This window comes from Kordia sp. SMS9 (genome assembly GCF_003352465.1).
Lineage (GTDB): Bacteria > Bacteroidota > Bacteroidia > Flavobacteriales > Flavobacteriaceae > Kordia.
The window spans coordinates 1,969,565-1,984,084 of record NZ_CP031153.1; the positions used below are offsets into that span (position 1 = coordinate 1,969,565).

Here is a 14,520-nt window from a genome sequence, read left to right on the forward strand (position 1 = left end):
TTAGTTATTGTTAGTTTTTAATTCTTTTACGTCAATATTGCCATCTGGAGAAATCACATAGTATTTATGCTCTGTTTTTACTTCCGTTTTCGGTGCTTGTTTCTGCTCTTTTGGTTTTGGTGAATACACTAATTTGATTTGCATTCCCACTTGCACTACAGGTTCTAGAATAGCAGAATTGATGACAACATCATAATTTTCGGTGGAAATCGGTTGATAATAATAGGAAGTCTGTTTTTTGACTTTGGTCACATTTTTTGGCTTCTTTAAAGCATCAAAAGAAATACTATTGTACGCTTGATAGCTTTGGTAAAAATCTTTTGGGAAATAACAATATTTGTCATCTGCCATGATTGCGTTGTATTCCGACAAATCGAAGCCTAATAATTTGTAATACTCTTTTTCTTCTTTTACGAGCGACAATAAAGAAGTTTGTAGTTTTTTATACACTTCGCGAATGTTCTCAATAAAATAATCAACTTTCACTAAGTTGTAAATTTCATTCGCGGCGCAAGCGGCTAAAATCTTTTCAAATTGTCCTGTTTTTTTAAACTGAATGTGAATGTTTTGCTGTAGCTCAAATCCTTTTGGGACTTCATTGTATTTTTTGCTGAATAATTTTTTCTGAACTTCAATTTCGTATACAGGCACAAACGAAATCACATCAATGGCAATATCTTCTGTTTTAATTCCTGCGGGAAGCAATTTGCTACGAACATCATCAATACGTTCATTGACAAGTTTGTGTGTTTCTTCGGCAGTAGGACCAATTTGAGAAATATTAAAAATTGCCGTGTACGACGTTGCTTTTGCATTGTACAACGCATGAACGTCAATTGTAATGGACGAATTCGGATTTATAGTTCTTCTATTTCTTGGAGATTGCGGACCATATACTTGTGCATTTCCTGTAGCAATATTCTGTCTGGAAATTTGAAGATTGCCATCATAGTTTCCTTTGTGTTGTGCAAAAATAAACTGGGAAATACACAGACACACTAAGAGATGTATTTTTTTCATGAGTTTTTTTAATTTTCCCTAAAAGTACCCGCAAAGAAATTTGAAAAAAACAAGGAATGAGTCAACGGGAAGGTTGAGTGAGTAAACGAATTCTTTCTATGAGAGAAATCATTAAAAAACCACTTAAAAAAGGTGGAAAATAGGGTTTTAGAGAAGTGTACATTTTAGTATATCAATGAAAGTGCGTAAGTTTATCATTCTTAATGAAAAAGATGAAAAGTAAACTTCGAATATTAGTATTGTTTTTTTGCTTGATTTCGATGCAGCATATTGTTGCTCAGAACACTCCTGCTAAGCAAAAAGAAGCATTTGCTTTTTTTATGGTTCGAGGCGAAATTAGAGGAAAAGACAATCGAGAACCTGTGGCAGATGCTACGGTACGTGTTGTTGGTGGACCAATAGTGCAAACAAATGCCTTTGGGCGTTTTACGATTAAGACGCGTATTGGCGATCAATTAGTGATTGAACACCCAAGTTTTGGAAAAGAATTTCATTCCGTTACGAGCGATGAAGCTATTGTAGTTTTAGTAGATGGTTATGGCGAAGAAGAACAAGACGTTTCTTCTGGGCGCGCTAAAAAACGTGAATCGAATCTTGCAGAACATAAAATTATGCTCGATTCTGCATTGATCTACAAAAAGAAAGACATTGAAAAAAGTATTCAATATATAGAAAGAGCCCTTGAAAATTTATACGATGCCAATGATGAAAAGCAATTGTCAGACTCGTATGAAGTGTTGGGCGACGTGTATGTGTATTGGAAACAATATGATTTAGCGATTAGCAATTATCAAATTGCGCTCAATACATTTAGTACAACACGTTTGTGGATCTCACTTGGAAAAACCCAATTATTGAACAAAGAGTATGCGGAAGCTATTAAGTCGTTTAATAGAATTTTGCGCAATAATGTATCAAGATATCAACAAATAACAGCGTATGAAGGTTTGGGAGATGCGTATAAAGCCTTGGAACAATATACACTAGCTCTCGAAAATTACAACAAAGGTTTGGAGATTGCCAAAACAGATCTCATTACCCCAAAAATTACAGATTTAAATTCCAAAATAGCGGATAATTATGCTGCAAGTGGCAATACGAATGTTGCCGAAGGCTATTTTACCAATTCGCTAAATCTGGCGCAAGAACAAAACCTAAAACGTGCCATTGTAGAGCAAGATCGTGTGGCTAATTTTTACAATTCAAATAATTTATATGATAAGGAAATTAAGCTTCGGAAAAAGAATTTAGAAGACTTAGAAAAATCTGGAGAAGACACGCAAGTTGCCAAAGATCCTGTAAAAGATTCCATAGTCATTACTTCACAACGAATTAATTATAAAATCGGAAATGCGTTTGTGCAACAACAAAAGTATGATGAAGCATTGCCATATTTGGAGAAAAGTATTTCGGAAGCGAATAAGAAAGAAGATTTAATTGTTGCCAAAGATGCGACTCGAAAATTGTCGGAAACGCTAGAGTCATTGGGTGAATTTGACGAAGCTCGAAAAACATTTCAAGAATATGTGGAGTTGGTCAACGAACTGACATTGCGCAATGAACAGGAAATTTCACAAGCGAGTCGTTTGCGAAAAAACATTCAAGAAAAGCAAACGCGCATTATGAGTTTGGAAGCCGATCGGAAGTTAGAACGCACGCGTATAGAAAGTTACTTACGAGAGCAAGAATTGGTAGAACAAAGCAATACCACTCAAAAATACACGATTTACTCTCTGATTTTTGGAATGACCTTGTTGATCATCACCATTTACCTATTATACCGAAATAGCAAACAGCAGAAACTCGCAAATAACTTATTGGCGTTAAAATCGCTCAGAACACAGATGAATCCGCACTTTATCTTCAATGCGTTGAATTCGGTAAATAATTATATCGCCTTAAACGACGAACGTAATGCGAATCGTTATCTTTCGGAGTTTTCAACCTTAATGCGCGCCGTTTTGGAAAATTCGGATGAAGATTTTATTCCATTATCCAAAGAATTAGAATTGTTAGAATTGTATGTGCGACTCGAACATTTGCGTTTTCAAGATAAATTTGAGTATGAAATCAACGTAGATGAACAGGTGAAAGTTTCTGAATTTCAAATTCCACCAATGTTGTTGCAACCCTATATTGAAAATGCTATTTGGCACGGATTACGTTACAAAGAAGAAAAAGGGTTGTTGAAAATTTCCATTACGCCAAAAGCGAATGAAATGCTGGAAATTGTGATAGAAGATGACGGAATCGGTCGCAAGCGCTCTATGGAATTAAAGACGAAAAATCAATTGCGTCAAAAATCAAAAGGCATGGGGAATATTAAAAAACGAATTGCCATTTTGAACGATATGTATAAAGACAAAGTAGACGTTTCTCTCACTGATGTTTTTGAAGATGGACAAGGAACCAAAGTAATACTAACGCTTAAAAAAGACTAAATGCAATTACAAACCATTATTGTTGAAGACGAAGAAATTAGCAGAGAAATTCTAAAAAAATATGTTGCTAAATATTGTCCCAATGTCAATGTTATCGGAGAAGCTTCTAACATTGAAGATGCGTTGATTTTAATTCGAAATAACGACTTGGATTTGGTGTTTTTAGATGTAGAAATGCCATTTGGAAATGCGTTTGATTTGCTAGAAAAAGTAGGCGATCGTTCGTTTGAAACCATTTTTGTTACGGCGTACGATCATTATGCCATTGAAGCGTTGAACAGTCACGCGTCGTATTATTTGCTCAAACCCATTTCGATTGATGAACTTATCAAAGCGGTAGATCATGTCATTTCCATCAAAAGCAAGGAAGAACGCTTGGAAGAAAACGTGTTGGCAACTACGATTGAAACGATCAACGGAAAAATAACGATTCCGCAACAAGACGGTTTTGAAGTATTGAATGTTTCGGAAATTGTGTATTGCAAAGCAGATGATAATTACACGGAAATTTACATCAACGATTCCAGAATTGTGGTGAGTAAAACGCTAAAATATTTCGAAGAAGCGTTACGTGAATATCCGTTTGCCAGAGTGCATAAATCGTATTTAGTCAACGTCAATGAAGTTGTAAAATACCGAAAAGGAAAGGGCGGAAGCGTCGTATTAAGCAACGGAAAAGAAGTCTTAGTTTCTTCTACAAAAAAAGCGAATTTATTGTCGTATTTTAAGTGATTCTTTGATTTCTGTCATTACGAACGAAAGTGAAGTAATCTGTTAAACGAGAAACAGATTGTTACAAGTTTTTTCAAAACTTTCGCAAAGACGAATTCATAGGTTAAAAGCATTTCCAAATAACGAATATTAAATTATAAATATTGAATGCTAAATTTTAAATGAAATAATATTTTCAAACAACAAACAACAACAAAGGAGCAAAGCGACTTAAACCCAAAACTCATGATCATCAAACCTGTAAACGGAAAACATCCGCAAATTGGAAACGATTGTTTTATTGCTGAAAACGCTACCATTGTTGGCGAAGTTACGATGGGAAATCAATGCAGCGTTTGGTTCAATGCAGTCATTCGTGGCGATGTACATTTTATCAAAATAGGTAATAAAGTAAATGTGCAAGATGGCGCTGTCATTCATGCAACGTATCAAAAATCACCGACAACGATTGGAAATAATGTGTCTATCGGACACAACGCCATCGTGCACGGTTGTACCATTCACGACAACGTTTTAATCGGTATGGGAAGTATTGTCATGGACGATTGTGTAATAGAAAGTAACAGCATTATTGCTGCTGGTGCCGTTGTGACAAAAAATACGCATGTGGAATCGGGAAGTATTTATGCAGGAGTTCCCGCGAAAAAAGTAAAAGATATCAGCAACGAACTTATTTCAGGAGAAATCAATCGGATTGCAGATAATTATGTGAAGTATTCGAGTTGGTTTAAGGAGTGAAGATTCTTTTTTAGTACTACATATTTTCAAACTAAAAATCCAAGGCTTCTACGGTAAATTCTTCTTGTATGATATCACTTAAAACTTTGGGGTTTCTATTGCTGTAAAAAATACAATTTCCGCGATTTGTTTCTTGGGCAGATAAGTTATTTTGTGTTAAAATGGCTTGTGTTTGTCGCGCTACAGCCGCTCCAGAATCAATGATTTTTACGTGTGTAGGAAGTAGTTTTTGTAACTTCGGAATTAAATAAGGATAGTGACTACAACCCAACACTAAATAATCAACATTGGCAGCAATCATGGGTTTTACATATAATTCTAAGAGTTTGTCCATTGCTGGCGAATCTATCTTTCCATTTTCAATTAATGGTACCAAACCTTCACCGACTTGTTCAATAATGTTGACGCCGTTAGTATATAAATCGGACGTTCTATGGAATAATTCGCTAGATAAGGTTCCTTTGGTTGCCAAGATGCCAATCGTCTTGGATTTCGTCTGTAAAGCAGCGGGTTTAATGGCGGGTTCAATCCCAATAAAAGGAACAGTATAGTTTTTGCGTAAATGGCGAATGGCATTTGTAGTTGCGGTATTGCAAGCTACGACGATCAATTTACAGCCTTTTTGTAGTAGCAATTCCGTATTCTTACGGCTAAGTTCTATAATTTTTTCTTTTCCTTTTGGGCCGTATGGCGCATTTTTACTATCCGCTAAATAGATGGTGTTTTCGTGTGGAAGAAGTTTGTGAATTTCGCGCCAAATGGAAGTGCCGCCAACTCCAGAATCAAATATACCTATTGGGGAAGTATTCATAAATGTAAAAATAAGTAAAAAAATAGCGTTGTTCTATACGATTTGCAAGGCGAATCGTAATTTTTGGAAAAAAATAAAAAAATCCTATAAAAGATACGACTTGCTATGATGATAACCTCAACGAAACGTAGTGTTTACTCATTGGTTGTTTTTTTAAGGTCGTAAAAAACATATTTTGCAAGCAAAATATACACTATGAGTCAGCGTTACTTTTTGTTGTTTGGATGTTTTTTTCTTGTGTTTGTACTACATGCACAGCCAGGAATACCTCGTTATACAAATTTGAATTCTGGTATTGGATACATTAAAGTTATTGATAATACGACAGATGTATCGCGTATCGCAACGCTGAAAAATCAAAAAAGTATTCGTATTGCTATTGCGTTGCCAGAAATTCCGATTGAATTTAAAGATTTTACCCATACAGAATCACTTCATATTGAGACGTCTGCCGATCTATCAAAACTGGATCTTTATTTTCCGAACTTGAAACATTTGAATATTGTGAGAAGCAACAGAAAATCCATTGCAAATAAGAAGTTTCAATTTGATTCTTTACGCTCTTTATATATCATGCGCGCAAAAAATTTAGAAAATATGGATGCTTTTTCAAATTGTCGTACGATTGAAAAGTTGATGCTTCGCGGAACGCCAAATTTGATTCACTTTCCTAAGTTTCACAGGAAGAATAATATAAAGGAAGTCATCATTGATCACGGTGTCACATTCCGAAAAAAAGAAACCGCGAACTATCTGAAGAATTTGAAGCGACTTTCTAAACTAGAGAATTTGACTTTGGCGAATATATACAGTTTGACAGAAGTACCTTCGTATCTTCCGAAATCGATTCAGTATTTAGAAATCAACAGTTGGGCATTGCACGATCATACCACAAAAATTAAAAGTTTGAAGCATCTTAAAAAATATACCAATTTAAAATTTCTAAAACTATATAAAATTGAACTTGCGCCTATAGAAGATACGTTTCCAGAAGTTTCTTTAGCGTATTTACTTCTAAACACAGTGTATAATTTAAAGGATGTTTCTTGGATTTTTACGTTTCAACACATTGATAAAGTGCAATTGTATGATTGTTATGCATATACAACCATTTCAGTTGATAGGAATTCAGATGTAGTTTCTGAAATAGCTATTGATAAAGCGGATAGTTTGACTTCTATTGAGAGTTTATTTTATTTAGATAATTTGAAGTCTTTAAAGGTTCGTCATTGTCCCAAATTAGTAGTGCCAAGTACAGATATTATGTATAAGATTCCGAATTTGATGATGTCAGGAGTTGGCTATCGTTTGTATAAATCAAACGGAATTTGGGAGCAAATGGAATATGATTAGGGATAAAAAAAACCGCCTATAATAGACGGTTTCTTCAAATATTTTTAGAAAGTATTTTTTTATTGAATGCTCAATTCTTTTTTAACGGCTGGCATTAAATCAGTTCCATCGGCAAGTAATACGCCTGAACCTGGAGTTGCATCCAAGACATACGCAAAACCTTGTTCTTTTGCTACTTTTTGAATTGCAGCTAATGCTTTTTCTTGAATCGGCTTTGTTAAGTCAATATACTTTTGTTCAGCAGTTTTCTGAGCAGCAGCTTGTGCTTCTTGAATACGTGTTTCTAACTCAGCTAATTCTTTCTTTCTGCTGTCATTTTCAGCATCCGTTTTGTTAGGTGCTTCATTTGTATACTGCGTTAATTTATTTCTATATTCAGTCACTGACGCTTGAATATCTGCACCTAATGATTTTTGCAATTTGTCAAACTCGTCTTTAGCTTCTTTCATTTCCGGCATAGAACTAATCAACTCTTGCGTATTAATGTGCGCAACTTTCGTTTGTGCGTTTGTAAAACTTACCATCCCGAAAAATAGTACTGCAACCGCAATTAGTTTTTTCATTTGTTTCATGATTTTCAATTATTTACTTTAAGTGTTATTTATATTAATTGTTTTTATTTACCTCCACCGGCTCCGCTGCCGTTTTCTTCGTTTTCGTTTTCTTTATTTTTTTCTTCTTGTTGCTTTTTCCGCTCTTCTTGCTTTTTCTTGCGTTCTTCTTCTCGTTTTTTACGTTTTTCTTCCGCAGCTTTCTTTTTAGCTTCGCGCGCTTCAATCAACTTTTTACGTCTTTCTTCGTATTCTTTTTTCTTAGCTTCGCGCTCTTGCTCACGTTTCAGTTTACGCTCGTCTAATAATTTTTGACGTTCTTCTTTTTTACTGGCAGCAGCAGCTTCTTTTTCAGCAATAGCTTCTTCTCTCGCTTCTTCTCTTGCTTTTTTTCTAGCTTCTGCTTCAGGATTTGGCTCTTTCGCAGTATCTGGATCTTCAAACTTTTCTCTTTCACTTTGTTTTTTTCTGATCTTTTCTGATCTGCCTTTGCGTTTTTCATCTCTGTTGATCACACGTAACACCTGATCACTGATGTCAAACTTTTTTGCCGAGAACAACATCACCACATCTGCTGATTTGTCAAACACGAAATCGTAACGTTTCTTTTTTGCGATATCTTGAACGGCATTGAGTACTTGGTCTTGAATTGGTTTTACCATGTTTTGACGTTGTACCATCAAACTTCCAAAAGGACCAAAACGATCTTGTTGATACGTTTGCAATTCTTGTTCTAAGATTTCTATTTCTTCTTCACGCTCGTCCACTAATTCTTTGGTGAGTAAAACACGTTCCGCACTTAGATTTTTTTTCATTTGATCTATGGTGTTTTGCTTCTTCTGAATTTCGTTTTTCCAGCGTTGCGCTTTTGCTTCTAGTTGTGTGTTTGCTTCTTGATATGCTGTTACGTTTTCTAGAATGTATTCCATGTCAATGTAGCCAACTCTTGCACCATTTACGCGTTGTGCGTTTACGGTAGATAGTGTAAGAAGCATTGTTAATAAAAAAAGAACTTTAGTTTTCATGTCTGTCGGTGTTGTTAATAGAAAATATCGTGCCAAAATTAAAATTACTTAAAATTGTTGTCCGATAATAAAGTGCGTTTCCCATCCGTTTCGCTGCGTTGTTCCTGGGATTGGATCAAATCCATATCCAAAGTCAATACCTAACAATCCGAATGCAGGCATAAATATACGTAATCCTGCACCAGCCGAGCGGTTTAGCTCAAATGGACTGTACTCTTTAAACGAATTAAATGAGCCTCCTGCTTCCAAAAACGCGAGCGTATAAATAGAAGCCGTTTGCTTTAATGTTATCGGATAACGTAACTCTAACGAAAATTTATTGTAAATAGTACCTCCGTCTAGATCAGAAAGTGATTGATTTGGATATCCACGCAATGCAATTACCTCTCTACCATCCAACGCAAAGTTTCCTAATCCATCTCCACCCACAAAGAATCTTTCAAAAGGAATGATCCCTCGATCGTTGTTATATGCCCCTAAGAACCCAAAATCAGCTTGTGTTCTTAGCACCAATTTGTCAACAATATTTTGGAACCAAGCACCTCTAAATTTAATTTTATAAAATTCTAACCATTGAAATCTTTCTTGGTCAACTTTTCCTTGGTCTACCACAGAAACCTCACCAGGTTCTAAGGTTGGACCTAAATTTACAGGTTCTCCAGGTAATCCGGCATTTGCATTTAGGAAATTACCATTTGCATCCTTTAACTGAAATTCATCTTGATTTTGTAAATTTCCATAGTCTACGTCATTAAACAGCGAGTAAGGTAAGGAAAGTTTTGCACTCACGGAAAATTCTGAACCTTGCATTGGATAAATTGGGTTTGGACCCGATGAATTTCTCGTTAACGCAACCGTATATGAAAGGTTGTTTGAGAATCCGTTTCCAAAGGTAAATAATCCAGTGTTGTAATTTTTTAAGTCGTAATGCTGAAAGCTCAATGCTTGTGATAATACAAAGTAATCATCTGGTTCTGCCAAACGTTTTGCCAATCCTACAGAGAGTCCCGTAATTAAGAAACGTCGATCTCTATCTGCATTGTTTGTTTGCGGATTGAATAAGAACTGAACCGTGTGTGATAACGAAGTGGTAAACTGAACTGGCTTTTTTCCGCCTAACCAAGGTTCTGTAAAAGAGAAACTAAAGGTTTGGAAAAATCGACTGGCTTGCGCTCGTAAGGCTAGTTTTTGTCCGTCACCTGTTGGCAATGGTTTGTAGGCTTCTTTGTTGAATAAGTTTCTAATGGAGAAATTGTTGAACGAGAGTCCTAAGGTTCCAATGAAACCTCCACCACCGTAACCACCTTGGAGTTCTATTTGACTTCCTCCACGTTCTGCTAAGCTGTATTCTACATCTACCGTACCGCTGTTTGGATCTGGATTTTTAATTTCTGGCTTAATTTGCTCTGCATCAAAGAACCCTAACTGACCTAATTCACGAATGGTACGAATGATTTTGTCTTTACTGTATAATTCTCCTGGTTTTGTTCTGATTTCACGATAGATAACATGATCGTTTGTTTTTTCGTTTCCAACTACTGAGATGTTGTTGAAATATGCAGGTTTTCCTTCAATGATACGAATTTCGAAGTTGATCGTATCGTTTTTCGCAGAAACCTCAACTGGGTTGATATTCGAAAATAAATATCCGTTGTTTTGATACTGATTCGTCAAATCTTGTGCATCAGGATCGGTTTCGTCAGCAATACGTTTTTCGAGCAAGACTCCATTATACGTATCTCCTTTGTCAATTCCCAATAAGGTTTGTAGTTGTCTGTCGGTATATACTGTGTTTCCTAAGAAAGTAATATCACCAAAATAATATTTGTTTCCTTCTTCTAATGCTATATCAACATTTAAGGTGTTGTCATCATTCCAACTGATGGAATCTTTGACAATTCGTGCATCACGGAAGCCATTTTCCTTATACTTTTCAATGATGGAATTTAAATCTTCTTTATAATCTTCAGGAATAAACTTGGATGCTTTGAAAATACGTAGGGCAAATTTTTGCTTTGTATTTTTCATTGCTTTTCGAAGTTTCTTGTCTTTGAATTGCTCGTTTCCTGTGAAGCGGATGTTTTTGATTTTCACTTTTTTACCACGATCAACATTGACAATCACTTTCATGTTGTTTTTAGCTTTGTCTGTGGTATCTTGCTTGGTCGTAATGTCTACCTTTGTACTGTAATATCCTTGCTTCTTGTATTTGTTTTGGATATAGTTTTTGGTATTTGCCAAGAAACTTTCTGTGATTTTCTTCCCTTTTTTAAGTTCTGTTTCTTTAATGACCGTTGCCGCTTTGTTTTCCTTTAATCCACGAACTTCTATATCGGATAATGTAGGTAATTCTTGAATGTTCAATTCGAGGAAAATTTGATCACCTTCAATACGGTCTATGTAGAAATTGATGTCGCTAAAAAGCTCTAATCCCCACAATTTTTTAATAACGGCACTAATTTCTTCTCCTGGGACTAAAATTTCTTGTCCTTCGCGTAATTGTGTATAGGTAATTACAGTCTGTTCATTATAACTTTTTAATCCAGTAACTTTAATGCCGCCTATCTTATATTTCTTTCCTTTATCAAAAGACGTTTCTTGTGCATAAGAGGCAATACTGCAAAACAGTACTAATAATAGCAATAATGATTTTAGGTATTTTTTTTGCATTAAAATTCTAATTAATTTGTTCGCTTGTTTTTCCAAATCTTCGTTCTCTATTTTGATAATTAATCAACGCTTCATATAAATCTTCCTTGCTAAAATCTGGCCACAATATGTTGGTAAAGTACAGTTCAGCATAGGCAATTTGCCAAAGCAGAAAGTTACTGATACGGTGTTCTCCGCTAGTACGTATAAGTAAATCTACATCGGGTAAATCGTGCGTGTAAAGATGCTGATTAATAATGGATTCGTCAATAGATTCCAAAGAAATTATATTATTTTTAACTTTCTGACATATTTCTTTAACAGCATTTTTAAGTTCTTCTCTTGAACCGTAACTTAATGCTAAAGTTAATGTCATGTGTGTATTGTTTTTTGTCTTTTCAATGACTTCAAAGAGTTCTCTATTCGCCTTTTTGGGAAGTGTATCCAAACAGCCAATAGCTTGTAGTTTGATGTTGTTTTTTTGTAGAACTTTTAATTCTTTCTTTAAGGAAGAAACTAATAAACGCATGAGTGCATCTACTTCCAATTTTGGGCGATTCCAATTTTCAGTAGAAAACGCATACAACGTTAAGTTTTTAATTCCGAGTTCGGCACTGGCTTCTACAATTTCTCGTACCGATTTTGTTCCGTTTTCATGCCCAAATACACGGAGTTTTCCTTTTTGCTTTGCCCAACGGCCATTTCCGTCCATAATAATGGCTAAATGTCGTGGCAAAAACGCTTTCTGTATTTTCTCGGCTAAACTCATTCGTATTTTTGCTTGCTACGCTAGTAACAATAACAGGGTTTTTTTCCAAAAGTATAGGTGAGGGTAATTCCCGTAAACATATACCAATCGTTACTATTTATATTTCCAAACTTCAAGTTTTCAAAATCTTTTTTGTCATTTACAGGATTGCTTCCGTCAATGCCATCGGTAAAAGTATAGCGTGCGCCCAACTCAAAACCTAATACCCATTTGTCAGAAACCGTCATTTTGTATCCCAATACCATCGGAATGGCAAAGGTATTATCGTCACCAAAAGAAACGAGCTCACCATTGTCTAAAAACAGCGAATCATAGCTAAAGTATGAAATCCCTGTATATAAATACGGCGCGCTTTGCGGATCGGTTTCATGCAAATTAAATTCCCAAAATGTAAATTCGATACCCACAGACAATTCTGTAATGGTATTGGTAAACGCTAATCCTCTTAGTTGTCTAGAAGGATCGTCTGAGTTGATATCTTTCCCTTCCAACAATGTGCGTGTAATAGACGCTCTAAACGAATGTCGCTCACTTCGGTTCCACTTATAAATAGCTCCGTATGCCAAATGGTTTGGGTTAATATATTGTGTAGATCCTACATCACCAATAAAATTGCTGTAGCCAATATACCCTCCAATTTCGTGGAGTTGTGCATTTGTGGATTGGCTTAAAGTAAAAGCTACCAATAGTATAACGAGTCTTCTCATGAGTATCAAAAGTTTGCAAATATAGTATTCTCTTTTGTTATAGGCAATTGAAAAATAAGCCTATGGCTTTTAAACATAATTTGCTGGATTTTATTGCTCTTAATTTCGTTTATCTTCGCCCCAAAGTAGCTTTTTGCGAAGTGTTTGAAGAAAACTTTGTCCTTCAAGCTCAATTAGCTTTACCGTAAATGGTGCTTTTTTGATGGTAATGGTACTATTAATGTCTACGGTGGCAATTCGTGAATCTAAAGAGATAAGGTGCTTGTCTTCTCTCCCAGAAACTTCCAATCGGATCGTTGTATGATCAGGAATGACCAACGGACGTGCGTTTAAGTTGTGTGGCGCAATAGGTGTTAATATAAAGTTATTATTATTGGGTGTAATGACAGGTCCGCCGCAGCTTAACGAATATCCCGTAGAACCTGTTGGCGTGGCTACAATCAATCCGTCTGCCCAATACGATGTTAAGTATTCGTCATTTAAATGTGTTTTGACGGTAATCATGGAAGTTGTGTCTTTACGTGCAACCGTGACTTCGTTCAAGGCAAAATTCATGTGTAGAATATCTTCGTTTTCTGGGGAAGTTTCTACAGATAACACGCTACGATCTATAACGGTATATTCTTTTTTGACGATTTTAGCAACCGCTTTTTTAATGTCTTCCTTTTGAATGGTCGCTAAAAAACCGAGTCTTCCCGTGTTGATTCCGATAATAGGAATGTTTAAATCGCGCACCAATGTGATGGTTCTTAAAATGGTTCCATCGCCACCAATACTAAAAAATAAATCAAACGATTCGTCTAAATCTTCATACGTTTCAAACGTTTTGTAGGTTTCTGTTACCTGAATTTTTTCTGAAACAATGGCATAATAGCGTTTTTCAATATATATATCAATACCATGTTGCTGTAAATTATCCAACAACAGCGAAACATATTCGCCAGAATCTTTGTGGTAAAATTGACCGTAAATACCAATCTTCATGACCTAAATGTTCAAGTATTTATTCAAGTATTCTGAGCGTTCTTTTAAGCTTTTTATATAGGTGTCTTCTGCAAATTCAGAGACAATGTTGTAGCTGTATCTTCTAAAAGATTGTACAATATCATTTAGGCTGGCATTGTTCAACTTCATCGTTACTTGCACAACGTCTTGTTCCGCTTTGGAGATAAATGCACCGAGCAAGCGACCATTATTCGATTCTACTATCTGACATATTTCGCTAAACGAATAATCTTTCACACCTTTTTCAACAATCAACACACTTCCCAGTTCGTGTAAAAATGGCGTATCATTAAACACATGAATAATATCATTCAACTCATAATATCCTATATAATCGTTCTTTTCGTTTAAAATAGGCATGATGTTCGATGAATTCTGTGCAAAGGCTTCCAATACATCAATCCAATTGGTTTGCTTGCGCACAAAAAACTGTTCCAATGCATAGCGAAATTCATTAATGGACTTGTCAGCTTCAAAACAATGCGCATCTGTTTCAGACAAGCAACCCAAATACACACCATTTTCAGTAATAGGAATGTGTGAAAATGTAAGTTGATTAAAAACCAATTGCGCTTCCTTTACAGCATCATTAATAGCTAATGGTGCAACGTCATTTAAAATAAATTGTGCAATATTCATAGAACAAAAGATTTGTGGGTGCAAATTAATTAAAAATAACTACTTCTTGGCATGCGAACTTTGTATTTTTGTACTCAGTG

The 14,520-nt window shown here is 35.5% G+C and carries 13 protein-coding genes; 4 read left to right on the forward strand and 9 right to left on the reverse strand.

Going from position 1 to position 14,520, the window contains the following annotated elements:
• The gene (locus tag KORDIASMS9_RS08510; protein WP_114902439.1) at positions 1 to 1,020 is read right to left on the reverse strand and encodes an SIMPL domain-containing protein; all 1,020 of its coding nucleotides are present in this window, start codon (positions 1,018 to 1,020) and stop codon (positions 1 to 3) included.
• Positions 1,021 to 1,232: 212 nt separating this feature from the next.
• Here KORDIASMS9_RS08510 and KORDIASMS9_RS08515 point away from each other — a divergent pair, with 212 nt between their 5' ends.
• From KORDIASMS9_RS08515 to KORDIASMS9_RS08525, 3 genes are all read left to right on the forward strand, one after another.
• The gene (locus KORDIASMS9_RS08515) at positions 1,233 to 3,461 is read left to right on the forward strand and encodes a histidine kinase (protein WP_240321159.1); all 2,229 of its coding nucleotides are present in this window, start codon (positions 1,233 to 1,235) and stop codon (positions 3,459 to 3,461) included.
• Entirely contained in the window at positions 3,462 to 4,193 is a 732-nt protein-coding gene (locus tag KORDIASMS9_RS08520) for a LytTR family DNA-binding domain-containing protein (protein ID WP_114902441.1), read from the forward strand.
• Between the two features lie 225 nt (positions 4,194 to 4,418).
• Positions 4,419 to 4,931 (forward strand): gamma carbonic anhydrase family protein, encoded by a 513-nt coding sequence (locus KORDIASMS9_RS08525; protein WP_114902442.1) that lies wholly within the window; start codon positions 4,419 to 4,421, stop codon positions 4,929 to 4,931.
• A 31-nt stretch (positions 4,932 to 4,962) separates the two neighbouring features.
• Here the strand turns inward: KORDIASMS9_RS08525 and murI are convergent, their stop codons facing one another.
• Complete coding sequence (gene murI / locus KORDIASMS9_RS08530; protein WP_114902443.1) at positions 4,963 to 5,742, reverse strand: glutamate racemase; 780 nt, start codon at positions 5,740 to 5,742, stop codon at positions 4,963 to 4,965.
• Between the two features lie 282 nt (positions 5,743 to 6,024).
• On the opposite strand from murI, the gene KORDIASMS9_RS08535 reads away from it, so the two are divergent.
• Positions 6,025 to 7,095, forward strand: coding sequence for a hypothetical protein (locus KORDIASMS9_RS08535; protein ID WP_205318044.1), 1,071 nt, complete (start codon positions 6,025 to 6,027; stop codon positions 7,093 to 7,095).
• Positions 7,096 to 7,154: 59 nt separating this feature from the next.
• Here KORDIASMS9_RS08535 and KORDIASMS9_RS08540 read toward each other — a convergent pair whose 3' ends face one another.
• The 7 genes from KORDIASMS9_RS08540 to KORDIASMS9_RS08570 form a co-directional block, all read right to left on the reverse strand.
• A complete protein-coding gene (locus KORDIASMS9_RS08540) occupies positions 7,155 to 7,667 on the reverse strand; it encodes an OmpH family outer membrane protein (RefSeq protein ID WP_114902445.1) in 513 nt (170 codons plus the stop codon).
• Between the two features lie 44 nt (positions 7,668 to 7,711).
• The gene (locus KORDIASMS9_RS08545) at positions 7,712 to 8,671 is read right to left on the reverse strand and encodes an OmpH family outer membrane protein (RefSeq protein ID WP_114902446.1); all 960 of its coding nucleotides are present in this window, start codon (positions 8,669 to 8,671) and stop codon (positions 7,712 to 7,714) included.
• Positions 8,672 to 8,719: 48 nt separating this feature from the next.
• Complete coding sequence (gene bamA, locus KORDIASMS9_RS08550) at positions 8,720 to 11,341, reverse strand: outer membrane protein assembly factor BamA (RefSeq protein ID WP_240321160.1); 2,622 nt, start codon at positions 11,339 to 11,341, stop codon at positions 8,720 to 8,722.
• Between the two features lie 7 nt (positions 11,342 to 11,348).
• A complete protein-coding gene (locus tag KORDIASMS9_RS08555; RefSeq protein ID WP_114902448.1) occupies positions 11,349 to 12,089 on the reverse strand; it encodes an isoprenyl transferase in 741 nt (246 codons plus the stop codon).
• A 20-nt stretch (positions 12,090 to 12,109) separates the two neighbouring features.
• Complete coding sequence (locus KORDIASMS9_RS08560) at positions 12,110 to 12,796, reverse strand: DUF6089 family protein (RefSeq protein WP_114902449.1); 687 nt, start codon at positions 12,794 to 12,796, stop codon at positions 12,110 to 12,112.
• Between the two features lie 99 nt (positions 12,797 to 12,895).
• Positions 12,896 to 13,780, reverse strand: coding sequence for an NAD kinase (locus tag KORDIASMS9_RS08565; RefSeq protein WP_114902450.1), 885 nt, complete (start codon positions 13,778 to 13,780; stop codon positions 12,896 to 12,898).
• A gap of 3 nt (positions 13,781 to 13,783) precedes the next feature.
• A complete protein-coding gene (locus KORDIASMS9_RS08570) occupies positions 13,784 to 14,440 on the reverse strand; it encodes a CBS domain-containing protein (protein WP_114902451.1) in 657 nt (218 codons plus the stop codon).
• Between the last annotated feature and the right edge of the window lie 80 nt (positions 14,441 to 14,520).

Bases quoted from the DNA above. Each gene is read 5' to 3' on its own strand.
- KORDIASMS9_RS08540 (WP_114902445.1), bottom strand. From the start codon at position 7,667: ATGAAACAAATGAAAAAACTAATTGCGGTTGCAGTACTATTTTTCGGG.
- KORDIASMS9_RS08560 (WP_114902449.1), bottom strand. From the start codon at position 12,796: ATGAGAAGACTCGTTATACTATTGGTAGCTTTTACTTTAAGCCAATCC.
- KORDIASMS9_RS08520 (WP_114902441.1), top strand. From the start codon at position 3,462: ATGCAATTACAAACCATTATTGTTGAAGACGAAGAAATTAGCAGAGAA.
- bamA (WP_240321160.1), bottom strand. From the start codon at position 11,341: ATGCAAAAAAAATACCTAAAATCATTATTGCTATTATTAGTACTGTTT.
- KORDIASMS9_RS08555 (WP_114902448.1), bottom strand. From the start codon at position 12,089: ATGAGTTTAGCCGAGAAAATACAGAAAGCGTTTTTGCCACGACATTTA.
- KORDIASMS9_RS08545 (WP_114902446.1), bottom strand. From the start codon at position 8,671: ATGAAAACTAAAGTTCTTTTTTTATTAACAATGCTTCTTACACTATCT.
- murI (WP_114902443.1), bottom strand. From the start codon at position 5,742: ATGAATACTTCCCCAATAGGTATATTTGATTCTGGAGTTGGCGGCACT.
- KORDIASMS9_RS08570 (WP_114902451.1), bottom strand. From the start codon at position 14,440: ATGAATATTGCACAATTTATTTTAAATGACGTTGCACCATTAGCTATT.
- KORDIASMS9_RS08515 (WP_240321159.1), top strand. From the start codon at position 1,233: ATGAAAAGTAAACTTCGAATATTAGTATTGTTTTTTTGCTTGATTTCG.
- KORDIASMS9_RS08525 (WP_114902442.1), top strand. From the start codon at position 4,419: ATGATCATCAAACCTGTAAACGGAAAACATCCGCAAATTGGAAACGAT.
- KORDIASMS9_RS08565 (WP_114902450.1), bottom strand. From the start codon at position 13,780: ATGAAGATTGGTATTTACGGTCAATTTTACCACAAAGATTCTGGCGAA.
- KORDIASMS9_RS08510 (WP_114902439.1), bottom strand. From the start codon at position 1,020: ATGAAAAAAATACATCTCTTAGTGTGTCTGTGTATTTCCCAGTTTATT.